The sequence below is a fragment of the Paenarthrobacter sp. NPDC091711 genome, from assembly GCF_044756605.1.
Lineage (GTDB): Bacteria > Actinomycetota > Actinomycetes > Actinomycetales > Micrococcaceae > Arthrobacter.
In genome coordinates this window covers 348,151-366,723 of the sequence record NZ_JBIVTF010000003.1, presented here as the reverse complement: position 1 = coordinate 366,723, position 18,573 = coordinate 348,151, and the positions used below count along the sequence as shown (strand labels likewise).

Genomic DNA, 18,573 nt, shown 5'->3' with positions numbered 1-18,573 from the left:
CACGTGCTTTGTTACTCCCCGGTGAGCAGCGTGCACGCTTTCTTCAGATCCTTCTCCGCCTCAAACAGGGACAGCCGGCGGCAGCGGACCGCCTGCACCAACCCGCTCACCAGGTGCAACAGGATGCGGGCCCTGACGGTGTCCTTTCCGGGGTCCTTACTCAACGAGCCCACTACTTCCTCGGACAGGGCGTCAATCTCACGCAGCAGCTGAGCCGTGTCATCGTCCTTGCCGGCAGGACGGATAAGGCAGTGTTCCACACCCGGCTGCATGACCCGCAGGTGGAAAATCTCCATCATCAAACCAGCGAGGGCGTGGCCTTTGCCTTCCCGCAGCCGGACGCCGTCGCGGAGTTCGCGCAACTGTTGCCTGTAGACCGCCAGCATGAGATGCGCTGTGGAGGGAAAGTAGCGGTAGAGCGTGCCGAGCGGAATGTCAGCCCGCGCCGCGACGTCGGAAAGGCTCAGGGTGTCGAATTGCCGCTGGGCAAAACCGGCCGCCGTTTTCAGGATGCGGGCATAGCGCAACTGCTGCCGCGGTGTGGTGGGCGCGGCAGCCATACGGGGCAGCCCCGTGGTCAGGTCAAGGGAGTAAGGTTCCAGTGAGTTTGATGCGGGCATTTCCGGCGATCTCTTGGCAGGCTGACAAGGAAACGGCCCGCTGGGTCAAAGACCGCGGCTGGCCGATCGCATCCATGATACGGGAGCAAAATGACCGTTTCCTGAGAGCTCGCTTTGCTTCCACAAGCCACGCCTTTGCCGCCTATCCGGGCCTGCAGACATACACTTCATGCAGGTTTGGAAGCCACTCAGGAGGAACACGCATGGGGACATTACGACGCCGGATTGCAGCGACGCTGCTGGCCGCCACAGTGGCGGCGGTGGCACTTAGCCCCCTGCCGGCGTCGGCCGCTCCCAGCAGCGGCCCGGACCCGATACTCAACGGTGAAGCGTTTGTGGGGAAGACGCTGACCGCGGACATCGGCCCCTACACGTTCTACGGCTGCGGAGGCGGCAAGGGTCCTGACTTCACCGTCTACTGGACCCGGGATGGCTTCCTTGTAGCCGGCGAAACAGCCCTGACCTACATCCTGGAACCCGAGGACGCAGGGGCGCGGATGGCTGTCCACGTTACCGCCAGCAAGACGGCCTGCACCGCGGAAACGTTGCACAGCGCCGAGACCAAGCCCGTGGGAGATGTGAACCGGGCTGCGGGTTTCACAGGCCGAAGCTTTGAATTGCTGACTCGCACCAACGATGGCTCCCTGCTCTTGTATGGGCGGACCGGAAATGGCTGGGACCCTGCCCGGACGGTGGGCTGGGGGTGGAACGGCTTCACTCTGGTCCTCGCTCCCGGAGACTTCAACGGCGACGGCAAAAGCGATGTCATTGCACGGGATGCGTCCGGGAGCTTGTATCTCTACGCGGGTGATGGAACGGGTGGATGGAAACCCGCGCAGACCATTGGCAAGGGATGGAACGTCTTCGACGCCATCGTCAGCCCCGGGGACTTCAATGGCGACGGACACAATGACATCCTGGCCCGCGAGCCCGGCGGGGCCTTGTACCTGTACCCCGGCGATGGTTCCGGAGGCTGGCTTGCACGCACCGCCGTCGGAACCGGCTGGAACGTGATGGACGCATTGCTGACGCCCGGCGACCTCAACGGCGACGGCAACGTTGACGTCCTTGCCCGGGACCGCAGCGGCAACCTGTACTTTTACGGCGGAAACGGCGCTGGCGGCTGGACAAGGTCCTGGCTGGTGGGGGTCGGGTGGAACGTGCTGAAAGCAACAGGCGCCGCCGGCGACTTTAACAGTGACGGCTTCAACGATGTGTACGGCGTAGATCAGCAAGGACGGCTGGTGATCTATTACGGTGACGGGCGCACAGGTTGGCGTGGCACGGAAGTGACCGGAAACGGCTGGGGCAATTTCACAGCGATCTTCTAGGGAAAGCCCAGCCGCGCTAGAATTGCCCCATAAAGTCTGGGGAGGACATCATGAATGCACCAATGCGCCCTACGTCCGGTGTGCGCCGAATGGTTGCAGGACTGGCAGCGGCAGTGGTTGCAGCCATCGCCATCGCGCCAGCGCCTGCCATGGCCACCATGGACCCCTCGGATCCCGTGGTTCACGGCGCGCCCTTTGTAGGCTCAACACTCACGCTTGAGATAGATCCTGCTTCCTACCGTGGCTGCGGCGCCGCTGCCGGCCCGGACTACAGCATCTATTGGACGCGGGATGGCGTTCGGGCCGACGACCATTGGGCTTGGTGGACTTACGAGCTCGATGAATCAGATCGCGGCAAGACCATCGCTGCCCACGTCCAAGCAAGCCAAAACGGGTGCGAGCCGCTGGAAGTCAGCAGTGAAGAAACCGCCCCTATCTCAGCATCCAACCGGGCCAACGGATTTACCGGCCGTGGCAACTTCGAGCTACTTGCGCGCCGCTCCGACGGCACTCTCATGCTGTACCCTCGCTTGTCCGATGCGTGGGAGTCACCCCGGACTGTCGGCCCCGGATGGAACGGCTTCAGCACCGTACTTTCCCCTGGCGACTTCACCTCCGATGGCACCAACGACATCTTGGCCAAGGACGCGGCCGGGAACCTTTTCCTCTATGCAGGCAACGGCAACGGCGGTTTCTACGCGGCCAGACAGATTGGCAGCGGCTGGAATGCCTTCAACACCATGGTCTCCCCCGGCGACTTCAACGGCGATGGCCACAACGACATCCTGGCCCGGGACGCCGGGGGCCGCCTGTACCTCTACCCGGGTAATGGCCTAGGAGGCTGGCTCAACCGGTCGCTGGTCGGAACAGGATGGGATGTTGTCAACAAGATCATCACCCCCGGCGACTTCAACGGTGACAACCACGTGGACCTCCTGGCACGGGATACTTCCGGAGCCCTGCGGCTCTACAGCGGCGACGGAGCGGGTGGCTGGTCCGGGACTGCCGTCGTCGGCCAAGGTTGGGCCGGCATGACCGCCATCGGCGCTGCGGGCGACATTGACAACAACGGCAATGTGGACGTCTACGCGGTGGATGGCTCCGGGCAGCTGCTGGCATATTACGGCGATGGCGACGGCGGATGGAACGGTGCCGCAGCCGTCGGTTGGGGCTGGGGCGGGTTCAACGGCCTGTTCTAACGAGGGGGCATACGGTTCCACGGAACCGTTCGGTGGTGCAGATCCAAGGTTTGGGGGCTAGCGTGGCAACATTCTCAGCACAACTCAGGACAAAAAAGCTGCAAGCAAGGAATCCGCTGAGGTTTCTCGTAGCGGCAATCCTTTGCTCTGCCCTGTTCCTGGCTAATCCTCCCCCGCCCTCATTTGCCGCCGGCCCGGACGTCCCCCTCCCCACCGTGGTAGCCAGGACGTCCCCTGCCACAGTGGGCCCGGGCAACACCATTTCCTTGTCCTTCACCCTCAGCGGCCCCGCCCAGGAAGTGGGCTTCACCTTCGTCAATGAGGACACCCTGGAGCAGGCCACGCTGTACGGCCCCACAAGCCAAGCCGCAGGCCCATACTCCGCCCAGGCAACGGTGCCCGTGAACGGAAGCGCGTTCAAGAATACGGGCAGGTACAAGCTCCTTTCCGTCAGCATCGTGCTCGTCTCCGGCCAAGGGACAGTGCGCTACGAACGGGATGGCAACGTCACGTTCCTCAGCCCCGGGCTCAGCGCTCCCACCCAGCGGCCTGGCGCCTTGGACGGCGTGGACTTCGCCGTCAACAACCCGAACTTCCCGCTGGTGGACAACCCCAACACCAAAGCCCCCGTGGTCTCCGGAGTGGCACGTTATGACCAGATCCTCACCACCGACAACGGAGCGTGGACCTACACTCCCACCGGGTACGCCTACCAGTGGCTGCGGAACGGCCAACCGATCGCCAACGCCACCACCAACAACTATCGGGTTGCCGAAGCGGACCTCGACCAGACCCTATCGGTGAAGGTCACGGCCACCCGTGCCGGGTACCGGGCAGTCTCGGCATCCTCCCTGCCCCTGACGCCAACCTCCCCCATCACCGCCACAGCCCCCACGCTTTCGGGGAAGCTGACGGTTGGCGAGAAGCTCACGGGCGTCTTCAACGAGGGAAGCATTTCCTCAGGAACAGCCGGCGGTCCCACCAGTGTCAGGTACGAATGGGTGCGGAACGGAACCGTGATCAGCGGTGCCACCGACAAAAACTACATGTTGACCGCGGCGGACCGTGGCGCCGTCGTCGGCTTCCGCGCGGTGATCCAGGCCGGTGAGCCGGTCACCGCTACCCGGCCATACACCGCCTTCAGCCAGTCGGTGGTGAGGAACAAGGCCCACACAGCAGGATTCGACGCCGGTACCTCCTTGGACCTGTTCGCTCGGAATGCGTCGGCAAACCTTCTTTTGTACCCGACTGACGGCGCCGGCCGATGGCAGGCAGCAAGGACGATCGGCTACGGCTGGGATGTTTTTGACCTGGTATTTTCCGCCGGTGACTTCAACGGCGACGGCTTCAACGACGTCGTGGCCCGGGACGATGCCGGGACCCTCTACCTGTACCCCGGCAACGGGACCGGCGGTTGGCTGCCCCGAAAGGAAATTGGCTGGGGTTGGGACGTTTTCGACTCCATCATTGCTGCCGGCGACTTTTCCGGCGACGGCAACAACGATCTCCTGGCACGGACTCCCGCGGGCGCACTGGTGCTGTACCCGGGCAACGGCGTTGGCGGCTTCAAGGCCCCCGGAGCAGTGGGCCAAGGCTGGGAAGCACTGAACAACATTTTCTCCCCCGGCGACTTTGACGGCGATGGGAACCCGGATGTCATGGGCCGGGATGCGGCCGGGAACCTCCGGCTCTACGGCGGCAACGGCCAGGGCGGCTGGACCACTGCCAAGGGCATAGGGACCGGGTGGAACGTGATGTCCAGAATCGGGGGTTCCGGCGACTTCAACGGGGACGGATTCCATGACGTCTTCGCCATCGACTCCGCCGGACAACTGACCATGTACTACGGCAACGGTGCCGGAGGATGGAAGGGCGCTGGAGTTGTCGGCTGGGGATGGGGCGGGTTCACGGCCGTCTTCTAAGCCGATTTCGGTTGCATTTCCCGCTTGACGTGCGTCACATTGATGTCAATTTCGGTATTTCACTCTCATCTGCGTTTCCCCGGACCGCGTGGCTGTATCCTCATTTCAATTGGCCTCTACAGGCCGTGTTGGCCTGTACTTCTGGGGGAATCTTTGGGGTCTTATCCTGCTGCGCAATTTAGTGCTGCGCGCTCTCATTCTGCGCCCACATCAGCCCGTACTCTGCTGATCGCCCTGATGGTCACCCTGACCGCGCTCTTGTTGACACCGGTACCGCCTGCGCACGCGGCCGGTCCCGTTCTCTCCGCCTTCGCGCGGACGTCGGCGGCCACCGTGGATGCCGGCGCTCCTGTGACCTTCAGCTTCGCCGCCTCTGTGCCCCTGAAACGGGTGGAAGTCGGGTTGCGGAGCGCAGCCGGCAGCCACACCCTTACATGGGTTGAACCGACGGGCGCCCAGGAGGGTCTGGTGTCAGGCGTGGCTTCTGCTTCCTCATGGCCATCGGGGGCGATCGAGGTCAGCTACGTCCAGGTAATTACGACAGCGGGCGCCTCCCAGGTCTATTACCGGGGCGGCAGCATTTATCCGCCCGGCACAGGAACCACGCCCTTCGGGGATCCAGCCGCGCAGGACTTCAAAATGGAGAACCCACTGCTCCCCTATGTGACACCGGTTCCCGTTTCCCTGGTTCCCCTAAAGGCCACGTTCGCTCCCGGGCAGACGGCTCAAGTACAGGTCAAGCTCTCGCAGCTTGCCCAGGCTGTGAAGCTGGTGTTCCGCGATGCATCCGAGGTAACCACCTTCGAGTTGGCGTGGGCAGGGAATCCAGCGCCGGGCCCGCAAACGGTGACGGCAACAGCGGCGGTCACGGCCGCACAGGCTGCAGGTGCCTACACTCTGGAACGCGTGGAGATCACGTATTTCGACGGGCTGGCTAAGGACACCTACCACCGTGACGGATCCTTGGAGCGGACATCAGCTGTGCCCACGGGCACTGTGAGCCGCGCAGAACTCGCTGGATGTAATTTCGCAGTCAGCAACCCGGCCAAGGTACTGCAAAAACTCACTCCTACCGTGGCCCCCAGCATCAGTGGAGCTTTGGTCTACAACACGGTCCTCGGCATTAGTCCCGGGACGTGGCCGGTGGAAACTGCCCTCTCCGAGTACCAGTGGTACAGGAATGGCGATCCCATCGACTACGGCATCCGGGACACCTACCAGTCCAATATGACCGTGGACCCAGGAAGCATGATCTGGGTGCGATTCACCGCCCGAGCGGCCGGGTATCTACCCACCGTGGTCTCCTTGAGCCCCGTTGGACCCATGCCGCGCCGTGCCTGGGTGGGTAATTTGAACATCAACGGCGATGCATCTGTTGGCGGACTGCTGAGGCTGGATCATGGGCCCGCCGGTGTTGACCCCGTTGGCGGACAGCCCAGCTACACCTACGTCTGGAAGCGCAACGGAACACCCATTCCCGGAGCAACCTCCAGGGAGTACAAGCCCACGCTGGAGGACAAGGGCGTCATCATCACAGCCGGGGTCACAGCACGCTTCGACGCAGGCACTGTGGTCACCGAAGTGGTGGATCTCAGGGGTCTCGTCGCAGACAAGACCCGCGGCAAGGGCTTCAACGCGGACGGCACTGGCGACATTTTCGCGCGTGACGCCGGCGGCGATCTCTGGCTGTATCCCAGTAATGGAAGCGGCGGATGGTTGTCGGCGCAGAAAATCGGCGTGGGATGGGGCGGCTTCACGTCCCTGCTCTCGCCAGGCGACTTCGACGGCGACGGGAACGTTGATGTCATGGCGAGGGACAGCGCCGGAAAGCTCTTCCTCTACCAAGGAAACGGCCAAGGAGGCTGGCTTCGCTCTTACCAGATTGGCCAAGGGTGGGGCGCCGTGAAAGACATCGTGGCCCCCGGCGACTTCAACGGCGACGGAACGGCCGATCTCATTGTCAGGGATGCTTCCAACACCATGGTGATGTACCCCGGAAACGGTCGGGGAGGTTTCCTCACTCCCTACACGCTCAGTGGCGGATGGGGTGAGTTCAACGCGTTCATCTCGCCATCAACCAGCTCCATTTTCGCCCGTGACCGCGACGGCAACCTCAGGAAGTACTCGGGAGCCGGCAATGGATACTTCGCTGACAACGGGTGGACACCCAATGCCTTCAGTGCTTACGCGGGTTATGGCTGGGGAGGCTTCAGCCGCATTGGCGCGCCCGGTGACTTCGACAGCGATGGCGTTCCGGAAGTCTTCGGAATTCACCCGGATGGACGGCTCACCATGTTCTACGGGCTGGGCCACATCGCTTTGAAACGCCAAGCCACCATCGGTTGGGGCTGGAACGCCTTCAACTCAGTGTTCTAACCCACCACCAGCCCACATCAACTTCTCATCCCCGGGGGATCACTTGACCATAACCACCCCACCGCAGGCTGGACGTAAACGTTCAGGGCATCGGCTTCATAGACTCCTCACGGGGTTGGCAATGACCGCAGTCCTGTTGGCACCAGGACTCGTGTTGTCGGGCTCGCCGGCCATGGCGGCCGATCAGCCGGCGCCGCAGGTCACCGCCGTGAAATGGACTTCGCCTGAAACCGTTTCCCCCGGCTCCACACTTCAGTTCAACTTCACTCTGGCCCAGCGCGCCCAGCGGGTGGTCTTCGTTTACAAAGACGGATCCCTGGCCACTGAAAACCGCCTTGAATGGACCGGCGCGCCGGCTGCCGGTCCTCTCACGGCAACCGCATCAGCTCCTGTCACGGCCGGCGCTTTCTCCCATGGGCTGCACAAGCTGCAGAGCGTGGTCATCTACTACGGGTCCGACACCTTGGCGTACTACCGCGGTTCCACCATTCAACCCACCCTGCCGGTGTCATGGGAGAGCCTTGACTTCACCGTGAACAACCCCGGCAGTGTCCTGCTCCCCAATGCCAATCTGGTTCCACCAAGACTTGGCATCCGCAAAGAGGCTGGGTACTCCTACTCGTCCTTCTCAGTTGATCATGGGACATGGTCGGCTCCGCCGTCGTCGTACAGCTACGAGTGGTTCAGGGATGGAGTCCGGCAGAACGCTAACGCCGGGGACTTCTACGTTCCGGACTCTTATGCCGGAACGGGGTCCGGCCTGACCCTGAAGCTCACAGCCATGGCACCGGGACGCCTTCCCGAAACCGTGGAAACTGCACCCTTCTATCTGGTAGATGCCACCGAACCGTTCCTGACTCCCAATGTCTCGGTCCGCACTCCCACCAAAGCAGTCTTCGATGCCTCAACCATCAAAGGACTGCCGGTAGGAGCCAAACCAGCGGTCAGCTACCAGTGGCTGGTGGACAGGGTTAAGCCCGTAGCGGGGGCCACCGGTGACACGTACGTCCCCAAACCCTATGAGGTCGGTAAGCAGCTTGGCGTCGCGGCGGTGGTCAGTTACGGCGGCAGTGTGGTGGGTATCTTCCGTAGCTCATCAGACCCGACGGTCAAGATGCACTCGCTGCTGCGCGACTTCGACGGTGACTCACAGCCGGATGTGATCACCAGAAAGCCGAATGGCACCCTGACGCTGTTTTCCGGAGCCCCCGGAGGTTTCGCGAGCGGAAGCAAGGACATTGGGTGGGGCTGGGCCGGATTCACCTCCCTTTCATCTCCCGGCGACTTTGACGGCGATGGCTTCATGGACGTCCTGGCCCGCGATACCTCAGGACAGCTGTGGCTCTACCGGGGCAACGGACGCGGCGGATGGCTGGGCTCCTCAGTCATTGGTACCGGGTGGGGTGTCTTCAGCGAGATCATTCCCGCCAGTGACTTCAACGGCGACGGTACCAGCGACATTCTGGCCCGCGACGCCCAAGGCGGGCTCTTCCTCTACCCCGGTAACGGCCGTGGTGGATGGCTTCCGGCATCGCAGGTGGGGCAGGGGTGGAATATCTTCAACAAAGTATTTACCCCGGGCGATTTCAGTGGCGATGGCGTCTCCGACATTCTTGCCAGAGGAACGGACGGACGGTTGAACGCTTACTATCCCGACGGCAAGGGGGGATGGTCTTCCTCACGGGTCCTGCAAGGAAACTACGCTTCGAACCGGTACATGGGTCCCTTGGGCAGTTTCAGCTCAGCAGAGATGTACAACTACTTCTTCGCGGTGACGGACCAAGGCGATTTCCGCGTGGAGGAAATGAGTACTGAAGGGTACTCCTACCGGCAGTCGTACCAGATCGGCACCGGATGGGGCTACCTCACCGCCGTCTTCTAACCACTTGGGGGAAACTTTGGACCATATAAATATCCAGCGACCGTCCGCGACAAGCCGGCGGCGCCGCATCTTTGTATTGCTGACAACATCGGTGCTTGCCGGAACCTTGGCCACTCCCGTTGCAGCCGGACCGGCCATCGCTGCTCCCTCAGCCGCTCCGGCCCAGGCGGCTTCCCTCGTGGCAGCCTCGCCCCGGCAGGTGTTCATGGGCCAGCCGCAGCTCAGCGGCGATCCCACTGTGGGAGGCCTGCTCAGCGCGGAGTTGGGAGGCTACGCACCATTTGTGGTTCCCGCAGGCGGAACTCCGGTCTTCAGCTACACATGGACCCGTGACGGCCAGTCAATACCCGGTGCCACGGGCTCAACGTACCGGGCTACGGCTGGGGACCTCGGCCGGGTAATCGCCGTTCTCGTCACCGTTTCGTACGACGCCGAATCACGGCTGACGCTGCAAGCGGACTATCCGCTGCGAATCGCTGCGAAACCGCGGGCTCGAGGCTTCAACGGCGATGACACCCTGGACATCTTTGCCCGCGACGCGGCCGGACGGCTTCTTCTTTACCCGACTGATGGCCGAGGCAATTGGCGCCCGCCGCAAGTTCTTGGCACAGGCTGGAACGTTTTCAACATTCTGTTCTCACCCGGAGATTTCGATGGCGACGGCACAGTGGACGTCATCGGCAGGGACGCACAAGGGCGGCTCTTCCTGTATCAGGGCAACGGAACAGGCGGCTGGAAGGAGGCCTTGCAGATCGGCCAGGGCTGGCAGGACTTCAAGACCGTCTCAGCTGCGGGCGACTTCAACGGCGATGGGAGCAATGACCTGATTGTTGTTGATCGCTGGCATCAAGCGATTCTGTACCCAGGCAACGGCCGGGGCGGATTCCTCCAGCCGTACGGTGTGGATACCTACTGGATCAATCGGGATCCTGTGTTCGCCATTGGCCACTTCGGCGGCAAGAACAAACTGGGTGTGGTCTCCCGGACCATCTACGGTGATCTAGTGCTCCATACCTCCTCCCGTAACGGGTGGTTTGACGGTACAGAACACATCGGTACCGGGTTTGGCGGCATGACGACTGTGAGCTCAGCCGGCGACTTCAACGGGGACGGCAAGATCGATGCTTACAGCATCAATGCCGCAGGCCAGCTGACCATGTACTACGGCAACGGTTCCGATTACCTGACCAGCGGCCGACCAGACATCCGATGGTACGGACAATCCGTCGTCGGCTGGGGCTGGGGTGGATTCACCGCCGTCTTTTAGGCCTAGTCCACGCTCTTGATCTTCACCACGAACACAGCGCCCAAGAGCCCAATGACTGCGGCGGCTACGTACAGCGAGACGTAGCCGCCCCAGAAAAGGACAAACGGCGACGCGATCAAGGGCGCGATCACCTGGGGCAAGGAGTTGGCGATGTTGATAACGCCCAAATCCCGGCCGCGGTCCATCCCAGTGGGAAGGACCTGCGTGATGAGTGCGAAGTCAACGGCGAGATACGCTCCGAATCCAATCCCCAACACCACCGCACCGGCAAGCCCGCCGATCCACGTCGGCGCGAAGGCAAGGATCAGTGACGCAAGCGCAATGATCACCGACGAAGCGATCACCAGGGGCTTCCGCTTGCCCATCCTGTCGCTCAGCCTGCCCCCGAGCACGCTGGTGACAATGACCGAGACCGCGTAAAGCCCGGTAAGAATGAGGACACCAAACGACGGATCGATTCCCTCGGTTTCCTTGAGACGCACAGCATCACTCAGGAAGAACAACAGATACAACGTGACCATGTGGTTGCCGGTGCTTACCAGAAGGCGAGTTAGCCAAGCCCACGCGAAATCCGGGTAGCGCTTGGGCGAGACCCAGAAGCCTTTGAGGAATTTCGCCATCTTGAACGGTGGTCGCTCGCTTGGCGGAAGCTGCTGGTCGTCATTCTTAAAGAGATAAACCACGACGCCGGCGAGCAGCGCTGCAGCGCACAGCCAGTAACCGGCGGCAAAGTTTCCAACAACCACCGCAGCGATCACGGCTCCGATCAGAATGCCTACAGTCTGTCCCATGGCGGCCAAGCCACCGACAGTCCCGCGCTGTGGAACCGGAACACGATCAGGTATGGCGGCCGTAATAGCGGCGTACATGGCGTTGGCTCCCGCCTGCACAAGGCACCACAGCAAAGTCATTGCCGCAACGTTGGGAGCACCGGCCAAAGCGACGAGCGCAACGGCTCCCAGGATGGCGCCCATCAGGACCCAGGGAACACGGCGACCAAACCTGGAGGTAGTGCGATCGCTGAATGCCCCGAAGAGCGGGTTTGCCACCATGGAGACGGCCGCACCGCAGCCTGTGACCAGAGCAAGGATCGCTTCCTTCTGGCCTTCGTCAAAGTGAGCTGCCTGCAGGCCCAAGAGCACTTGGAGGGGGCCAAAGAACGCTGCGTTGATGCCCAGGTTGACCAGCACCACGCCAGTGACCCAGATCGGCCGGACACGGGTAACAGGCTCGGCAAGGGCCGTGGTGGTTCCACCACTGACTACGGCTGGATCCGGCACCGGGCCCGGTAGATCGGACAAGCTCATAGCAGGTTCCCCCTCATTCAATGTTTGGATTCAGCCTAGCGCGACGGAGCGACGCTGAACCGCCGTCGGGATTTTTATCCACATAGGCCGAAACATGTCCTGCCCTGGCCCTGAAGCAAGGGTTAGTGTGGCCTCAAACCGATAGAGGAGCAGCATTGTGAGCGAGCAAGTAAATACCGCCGATCTCTACGACGAGCGCGGCGAGGAACTCGAATCCATCGCCATCCAGTTTCAAAGCCTGGGCGGACGCACGCATTTCAGCGGGCCTGTCCGCACTATTCGGTGTTTCGAGGACAACGCCTTGGTCAAGACCATCCTCAATACACCCGGCGAAGGTGCCGTTCTGGTCATCGATGGACAGGGGTCGCTGAGGACCGCACTCATGGGAGACATGATTGCGGAAAGCGCTGTGGCTAACGGCTGGGCAGGCGTAGTGATCAACGGCGCCATTCGAGACCGCGAGGCGATTGCCCGCTTGCCTCTGGGCGTTAAGGCACTCGGCAGCAACCCAAAGAAGAGCGCCAAGACCGGCGTGGGCGAGGCGGATGTTCAGCTGGTCATCGATCGCGTCCGCATCCAGCCGGGCGTGATGATCTTCTGCGATCCGGACGGGATTTTGATCGAGCGCTGATCCTTCCGGTGCTGCCGACTTAGAGGGAAAGTGGAAGAAATATTCTCCCTTCGGGAATCAACCGGGCTGTAAGATAGTTACTGAAAGCAACTATCCTGCTTAATCCACTTTTCTGCCACCTCTGGAGAAGATATGTCCAAAACTGCGCCTGTACGGGCTGCCGGAGAGGTCCTGACGCATCGTCAGACACTCACGGTCATGGTGGGGCTCATGCTCGGCATGTTCCTGTCCTCGCTGGACCAAACCATCGTGTCCACCTCCATCTACACCATCGCCAACGACCTCGACGGCCTGTCCCTCCAGGCGTGGGCCACCACGGCGTACCTCATCACCTCCACGGTCAGCACCCCGCTCTACGGCAAGCTCAGCGACATCTTCGGCCGCCGCCCGCTATACCTCGTGGCAATCGTGATCTTCCTTGCCGGCTCCCTCTACGCGGGGTCTGTCCACTCGATGACCGAGCTTGCCATTGCACGCGGCATCCAGGGCCTCGGCGCCGGCGGTTTGCTGGCCTTGGCTCTGACCATCATCGGTGACATCGTGGCGCTGAAGGACCGAGCGAAGTACCAGGGCTACTTCATGTCCGTCTTCGGCATTTCCTCCGTCCTCGGTCCGGTGATTGGCGGCGCCTTTGCGGGCTCGGCAAACATCCTGGGCTTTGACGGCTGGCGTTGGGTCTTCTTCATCAACCTCCCCATTGGGCTCGCCGCCCTTGTGGTGGTCTTCATGTACCTCCACCTCCCGGCGCGGCATGTCAAGCAAAAGATCGACTACTGGGGCGCCGCTGCGATCACCCTCGCAATTGTTCCGCTGCTGCTGGTCGCAGAACAGGGCCGCACGTGGGGCTGGGCTTCCGGCGCATCCTGGCTCTGCTACGGCCTTGGCGTCATCGGCATCGTGGCCTTCCTCCTGGCCGAGAAACGAGCCGGGGACTACGCACTGATTCCGCTGCGCCTCTTCAAGAACATGACATTCGGGCTGTCATCGCTGCTGAACTTCATCATCGGCATCGGCATGTTCGGCGCCATTGCCATGCTGCCCATGTACTTGCAGCTCGTGAAGGGGCTTACTCCCACCGAGGCCGGCCTGATGATGATCACGTTCACTGTGGGCATCCTCTTCGGCTCCATCTCTGCCGGCCGGACCATTTCCTCATCAGGGGTATACCGGATCTTCCCCATCATGGGCACGGCAGTGCTGGCTGCCGCCGCCACCGTGATGGGCCTGGTCCTCGGCGTCGATACTGGGCTGTGGGTTCCCGGCCTGATCGCTGTGTTCTTCGGCGTCGGTTTGGGCTTCTGCATGCAGCCGCTGACACTTGCCATGCAGGTTTCCGTTCCGCCGAAGGATATGGGAGTGGGCACCTCAACAGCCGCGTTCTTCCGTTCCATGGGTGGAGCAGTAGGCACGGCCGTCTTCATCTCCATGCTCTTCAGCACGGCGGCTGACAAGATCGCCGACGGCATGAAGACTGCCGCTGCCAATCCGGACTACCAGGCGGTTATGAAGGACCCGGCTGTGGCTTCCGATCCGGCCAACGCCAAGCTCTTCGACTTCTTCAAGAACGGCGCCAACAACGAATCCCTGAACGACACCAGCTGGCTTCACACGGCCAACAGCACGCTCACGAGGCCCATTACCGAAGGCTTTGCCCAAGCAATCGACATCGTGATGCTGACGGCCGCCGGACTCATGATCATTGCCTTCCTGATCAGCTTCGCATTGCCCAACAAGAAGCTCACGGATCCTAAGGCCGCAGCAAAGGAATCCGTTCCTGCGCATTGAGCCTGCTCGCAAAGGGCTGGTCACTTGCCAGCTGTTTAAACGAGTTAGCTGACTACACGAGAACGGCAGGCAGTCCCCGGACTGCCTGCCGTTCTTTGCGTTCAAGTAGTTCCGCCATAATTGTCATTTCACCCACCCAAAGCGATGCGGAGGCCACACCCAGCGAGCTCACAGCCAACAAACAGGCACAAATACGTTAACAACGTGAATGCATGTCACGTCGGTCACTTGACTGGAACTGGAGCGATATGACGTGCCACACTGTGTAGCGCGAGTGCACCGGCGTCCCCGTCGGGCAGCCGACGACGTCCCGCACATCGCTTCCAAACCCACATTCCCTAAGGGAGACCCATGTCCAGTTCCAGCACCGAAGGCGCGCCCCCAGTTTCACGGAAGGTGATCGGCCTGGCCGTCGCCGGCGCGGTGGGAGGATTCCTCTTCGGCTTCGATTCGTCCGTGGTCAATGGTGCCGTGGATGCGATGGCTGACGAGTTCGTCATGAGCGAGGCGGTCACAGGCTTCGCCGTAGCCGTGGCCTTGCTGGGCTGTGCGGCCGGCGCCTACTTCGCCGGCAAGATCGCCGACCGCTATGGACGCATTCCCGCCATGAAGATCGGCGCGCTGCTGTTCCTGGTGAGCGCTGTGGGAACGGGCCTCGCTTTTGGTGTGTGGGACCTCATCTTCTGGCGCTTGGTGGGCGGCTTGGGCATCGGGCTTGCCTCCGTTATTGCCCCGGCCTATATCTCTGAAATCTCGCCCCGGCACGTACGTGGCCGTTTGGCTTCGCTCCAGCAGCTCGCCATCACCACGGGAATCTTCGCAGCGCTTCTCTCCGACGCGGTGCTGGCCAACTCGGCCGGCGGCGCCGGTGGCACGTTGTGGCTGGGCATTGAAGCCTGGCGCTGGATGTTCATCGCCTGCGCCGTGCCCGCCACGGTGTATGGCTGGATCGCTTTCCGCCTGCCGGAGTCCCCGCACTTCCTGGTACTCAACGGCAAGGAAGACCAGGCCCGCAGTATCTTCAACAAGATCATCCCGGGTGACGACATCGAGCGGCACATCCGCGAGATCCGCGAATCCATCCAGGAGGAAAAGCTCTCCACCAAGAAGGGCTCCCTCCGCGGCAACAGGTTCGGCCTTCTTCCGGTGGTGTGGATCGGCATCATCCTCTCCGTCCTGCAGCAGTTCGTCGGCATCAACGTGATCTTCTACTACTCCACTACCCTGTGGAAGGCCGTCGGGTTCCAGGAAAAGGACTCGTTGACCATCTCCGTGGCCACCTCCGTCACGAACATCCTGGTGACCCTCGTCGCCATCGCCCTGGTGGACCGTATTGGCCGCCGTCCCATCCTGCTCACCGGTTCCATCGGCATGGCCGCGTCGCTCGGCGTCATGGCCCTGGCCTTCTCCTCCGCAGTTGGTACGGGCTCCGAGATCAGCCTCCCGGGCGCGTGGGGGCCGGTAGCACTGGTGGCAGCCAACGTCTTCGTGATCAGCTTCGGTGCCTCGTGGGGTCCGCTTGTATGGGTGCTGCTGGGCGAAATCTTCCCGTCCCGGATCCGCGCCCGGGCCCTCGGCTTGGCCGCAGCGGCTCAGTGGATCGCGAACTTTGCCATCACGCTCAGCTTCCCCATCATGGCGGCTGGTTCGCTGCCGCTGACGTACGCCATGTACGCGGCGTTCGCTGCGGCGTCGTTCTTCTTTGTCATGTTCAAGGTTCCGGAGACCAACGGCATGTCCTTGGAACAGGCCGAAACCCTGTTCGTTCCCAAGGGAGCCCCGGTGGCACCCCTGCCAGTCACCAGGGACGAAGCGAAGTAGCGCACAAAAAAGCCCGGCGGATTCCGCCGGGCTTTTCGTGTTTTCGGGAGATTTAGACCAGGTGCGGCTCGTGGGATTTCAGGTAGCCGCGGCCCCCGAAAGCAACAAGGATGGCGATAACCATGGCCACCGCGCCAGCGAAGAACGGCACCTGCGGGCCGAAGTGCTCGCCGAGCTGGGCCGCCGCGAACGGTGCCAGCGCGCCACCCATCCAGCGCACAAAGTTGTAACCGGCGGAAGCAACGGGTCGGGGCGAATCAGAAACGCCCATGGCCAGTTCCGTATAGACCGTGTTGTTGATGCCCAGCAGCGCACCGGCCACGATGACAAGCACGACGACGGCCGTCACCGAATGCCCGGCGGCCAGTCCCAGCCCGATCAGGTCGAGCATGAGTGCGGCCAAGGTGCCGGTAAGGACTTTTACGGCGCCAAACCGCTTCTGGAGGACGGGAGCCACGAACACCGAGAAGACGGCCACTGCAACACCCCAGCCGAAGAACACTCCCCCGATCCCGTAGGCGTCCATGCCCAGGATGAAGGGTGTGAAGGCGAGGATGGTGAAGAAGCCGTAGTTGTAGAACAGCGCGCTGGCGGCGGTTGTCCGGAGGCCCTTGTGACCCAGTGCCAGCAACGGATCCCGGAGGCGGGACTTTTCAGCAGGGGCCGGTGTTTTGGGAAGCAACGCCAGCAGCGCGATGAAAGCGGCGGCCATGAGGACTGCGGTGCCGAAGAACGGGGCACGCCACTGCCAGCCACCCAGGAGGGCACCCAGCAACGGGCCGAGGGAGATACCCAGGCCGAGCGCTGCTTCGTAGAGGATGATGGCCGTCCCGGTTCCGCCACTGGCGACGCCGACGATCACTGCAAGTGCCGTTGCAACGAACAACGCGTTACCAAGACCCCAGCCTGCCCGGAATCCCACCAGCTGTTCAACGCTGCCGGAGAGACCAGACAACGATGCGAACACCACAATGATGGCCAAGCCGATCAGCAGCGTCTTCTTTCCACCAATCCTTGAGGACACGAATCCGCTGATCAACATGGCGATTGCCGTGACCAGGAAATAGCTGGTGAAGAGCAACGAGACTTCACTGGTGGATGCCTCAAGATTCTTGGCAATGGCGGGGAGGATCGGGTCTACGAGTCCGATGCCCATAAACGCGAAAACGGCCGCGAGCGCAGTGGCCCACACCGCTTTGGGCTGCTTGAGGAGGGAAGCCTTCTCGGCTTCCAAGGTGGTTTCGATGGTTGTTTCGGCGCTTGCTGAAGCGTCAGCCAACTGGCGTGACATTCAATTGCTCCTTGTCGGTGCTTTTTCTGTTTAGTTCTGGAACGAGCTGTTGAGCTTGGCGATCACGGGCAACGCGGACGCGAGATGCTCGATTTCGTCGCTGCTGAGGTCTTGGAGCAGTTCGGCCACCATGGCGTTTCGCCGCTGATTGGCGGATTCGACGGCGGCCGTTCCGGCTCGGGTGATTGCCACCTGAACGGCCCGTGAGTCGTCAGGGTCAGGTTGTCGGGTGACCAAGCCCGCCCGCTCAAGCTTGATGATCTGCTCCGTGGCGCTGGGGACTTTGATGCCCAGGTTCCTGGCGATATCCCCCACGCGGAGGCCGCCGTCGGAAATCATGGACAGCAGGCTGAGTTGCGCGGCGGTGAGTTCACCCTCGGGATCCAGGCGGCGGAACATGTAGACGCCGAGCCGAAGCGATTCGCGGAATTCCTGGGCGAGGTCCAGCAGCCGAGGATCAAAGGTGTTCATATTTAGGTAGCCTAATAGTTAGGGTACCTAAATGTCAACGGCAGATGCACCCAAGTAGGTCGCAGATCAGGTCGTTCCCAGGGCTGGGAACGACCTGATCTGCTACTCAGTTGGGTCAGAAGGTGAGCTTCATGCCTTCGTGGCTCGCGACGAATCCCAGGCGCTCATAGAAGCGATGGGCTGCAATCCTGGACTTGTCCGTAGTGAGCTGCATCAGCGAACAGCCACGCTCCCGGGCCTGATCAATCGCCCACTGAATCATCAACGCACCAACACCCTGCCCCCGAAGCGAACCAGACACTCGAACAGCCTCGATCTGCGCACGCCAGGATCCCCTGCGTGACAAGCCCGGGATATAGCTGAGCTGGAACGTCGCAACCACTTCCCTGCCCAGTTCACCCACCACCAAAAGGTGCGCGGGGTCGGCGTCGATCGCTTCAAAAGCCTGCTCGTAGGGCGCTAAATCGTCGGCATTCTCACGAGTGGCACCCAACTGGTCATCTGCGAGCAACGCGAGGATGCGCGGCAGGTCGCCCTTGCGGGCGCGCCGGAGGGTAAAGATTCCATGCTCGACGGCGGCAGTCAGCAGGGCGGGTTCGGCGCCGGCTTCAGTAGTCACCACCCCAGCATGCCACTCCGTCCGATATTCTTCGGAACTCAGTATTGCTAA

14 protein-coding genes are annotated in these 18,573 nt (G+C 62.0%); 9 read left to right on the top strand and 5 right to left on the bottom strand.

Features of this window, described 5'->3' with window-relative positions; translation table 11 throughout:
• Positions 1–11 precede the first annotated feature (11 nt).
• A complete protein-coding gene (locus ACIQH5_RS07510; RefSeq protein WP_400401698.1) occupies positions 12–620 on the bottom strand; it encodes a TetR/AcrR family transcriptional regulator in 609 nt (202 codons plus the stop codon).
• Between the two features lie 203 nt (positions 621–823).
• On the opposite strand from ACIQH5_RS07510, the gene ACIQH5_RS07505 reads away from it, so the two are divergent.
• From ACIQH5_RS07505 to ACIQH5_RS07480, 6 genes are all read left to right on the top strand, one after another.
• Positions 824–1,951 carry an FG-GAP repeat domain-containing protein gene (locus ACIQH5_RS07505; protein WP_400401696.1) on the top strand — a complete coding sequence of 376 codons (1,128 nt, stop codon included), beginning with the start codon at positions 824–826 and terminating at the stop codon, positions 1,949–1,951.
• A 50-nt stretch (positions 1,952–2,001) separates the two neighbouring features.
• The gene (locus ACIQH5_RS07500; protein ID WP_400401693.1) at positions 2,002–3,150 is read left to right on the top strand and encodes an FG-GAP repeat domain-containing protein; all 1,149 of its coding nucleotides are present in this window, start codon (positions 2,002–2,004) and stop codon (positions 3,148–3,150) included.
• 62 nt (positions 3,151–3,212) lie between these two features.
• Positions 3,213–5,072 (top strand): FG-GAP-like repeat-containing protein, encoded by a 1,860-nt coding sequence (locus ACIQH5_RS07495; protein WP_400401690.1) that lies wholly within the window; start codon positions 3,213–3,215, stop codon positions 5,070–5,072.
• A gap of 237 nt (positions 5,073–5,309) precedes the next feature.
• On the top strand, positions 5,310–7,448 hold the full coding sequence (locus ACIQH5_RS07490) for an FG-GAP-like repeat-containing protein (RefSeq protein WP_400401688.1): 2,139 nt from the start codon (positions 5,310–5,312) through the stop codon (positions 7,446–7,448).
• Between the two features lie 121 nt (positions 7,449–7,569).
• On the top strand, positions 7,570–9,330 hold the full coding sequence (locus tag ACIQH5_RS07485; RefSeq protein ID WP_400401686.1) for an FG-GAP repeat domain-containing protein: 1,761 nt from the start codon (positions 7,570–7,572) through the stop codon (positions 9,328–9,330).
• 76 nt (positions 9,331–9,406) lie between these two features.
• Positions 9,407–10,597 carry an FG-GAP-like repeat-containing protein gene (locus ACIQH5_RS07480; protein ID WP_400401684.1) on the top strand — a complete coding sequence of 397 codons (1,191 nt, stop codon included), beginning with the start codon at positions 9,407–9,409 and terminating at the stop codon, positions 10,595–10,597.
• Between the two features lie 2 nt (positions 10,598–10,599).
• On the opposite strand, the gene ACIQH5_RS07475 is transcribed toward ACIQH5_RS07480, so the two are convergent.
• The gene (locus ACIQH5_RS07475) at positions 10,600–11,904 is read right to left on the bottom strand and encodes an MFS transporter (protein WP_400401681.1); all 1,305 of its coding nucleotides are present in this window, start codon (positions 11,902–11,904) and stop codon (positions 10,600–10,602) included.
• A 157-nt stretch (positions 11,905–12,061) separates the two neighbouring features.
• Here ACIQH5_RS07475 and rraA point away from each other — a divergent pair, with 157 nt between their 5' ends.
• From rraA to ACIQH5_RS07460, 3 genes are all read left to right on the top strand, one after another.
• The gene (gene rraA / locus ACIQH5_RS07470) at positions 12,062–12,535 is read left to right on the top strand and encodes a ribonuclease E activity regulator RraA (protein WP_400401678.1); all 474 of its coding nucleotides are present in this window, start codon (positions 12,062–12,064) and stop codon (positions 12,533–12,535) included.
• A gap of 132 nt (positions 12,536–12,667) precedes the next feature.
• Positions 12,668–14,320: an MDR family MFS transporter gene (locus ACIQH5_RS07465; RefSeq protein WP_400401675.1), complete on the top strand. Its 1,653-nt coding sequence runs from the start codon at positions 12,668–12,670 to the stop codon at positions 14,318–14,320.
• 351 nt (positions 14,321–14,671) lie between these two features.
• Entirely contained in the window at positions 14,672–16,141 is a 1,470-nt protein-coding gene (locus ACIQH5_RS07460) for a sugar porter family MFS transporter (RefSeq protein WP_400401672.1), read from the top strand.
• A 52-nt stretch (positions 16,142–16,193) separates the two neighbouring features.
• Here ACIQH5_RS07460 and ACIQH5_RS07455 read toward each other — a convergent pair whose 3' ends face one another.
• The 3 genes from ACIQH5_RS07455 to ACIQH5_RS07445 form a co-directional block, all read right to left on the bottom strand.
• A complete protein-coding gene (locus tag ACIQH5_RS07455; RefSeq protein WP_024818515.1) occupies positions 16,194–17,432 on the bottom strand; it encodes an MFS transporter in 1,239 nt (412 codons plus the stop codon).
• Between the two features lie 30 nt (positions 17,433–17,462).
• Positions 17,463–17,903 carry a MarR family winged helix-turn-helix transcriptional regulator gene (locus ACIQH5_RS07450; RefSeq protein ID WP_400401669.1) on the bottom strand — a complete coding sequence of 147 codons (441 nt, stop codon included), beginning with the start codon at positions 17,901–17,903 and terminating at the stop codon, positions 17,463–17,465.
• Between the two features lie 115 nt (positions 17,904–18,018).
• On the bottom strand, positions 18,019–18,525 hold the full coding sequence (locus ACIQH5_RS07445; protein ID WP_400401667.1) for a GNAT family N-acetyltransferase: 507 nt from the start codon (positions 18,523–18,525) through the stop codon (positions 18,019–18,021).
• Positions 18,526–18,573 lie beyond the last annotated feature (48 nt).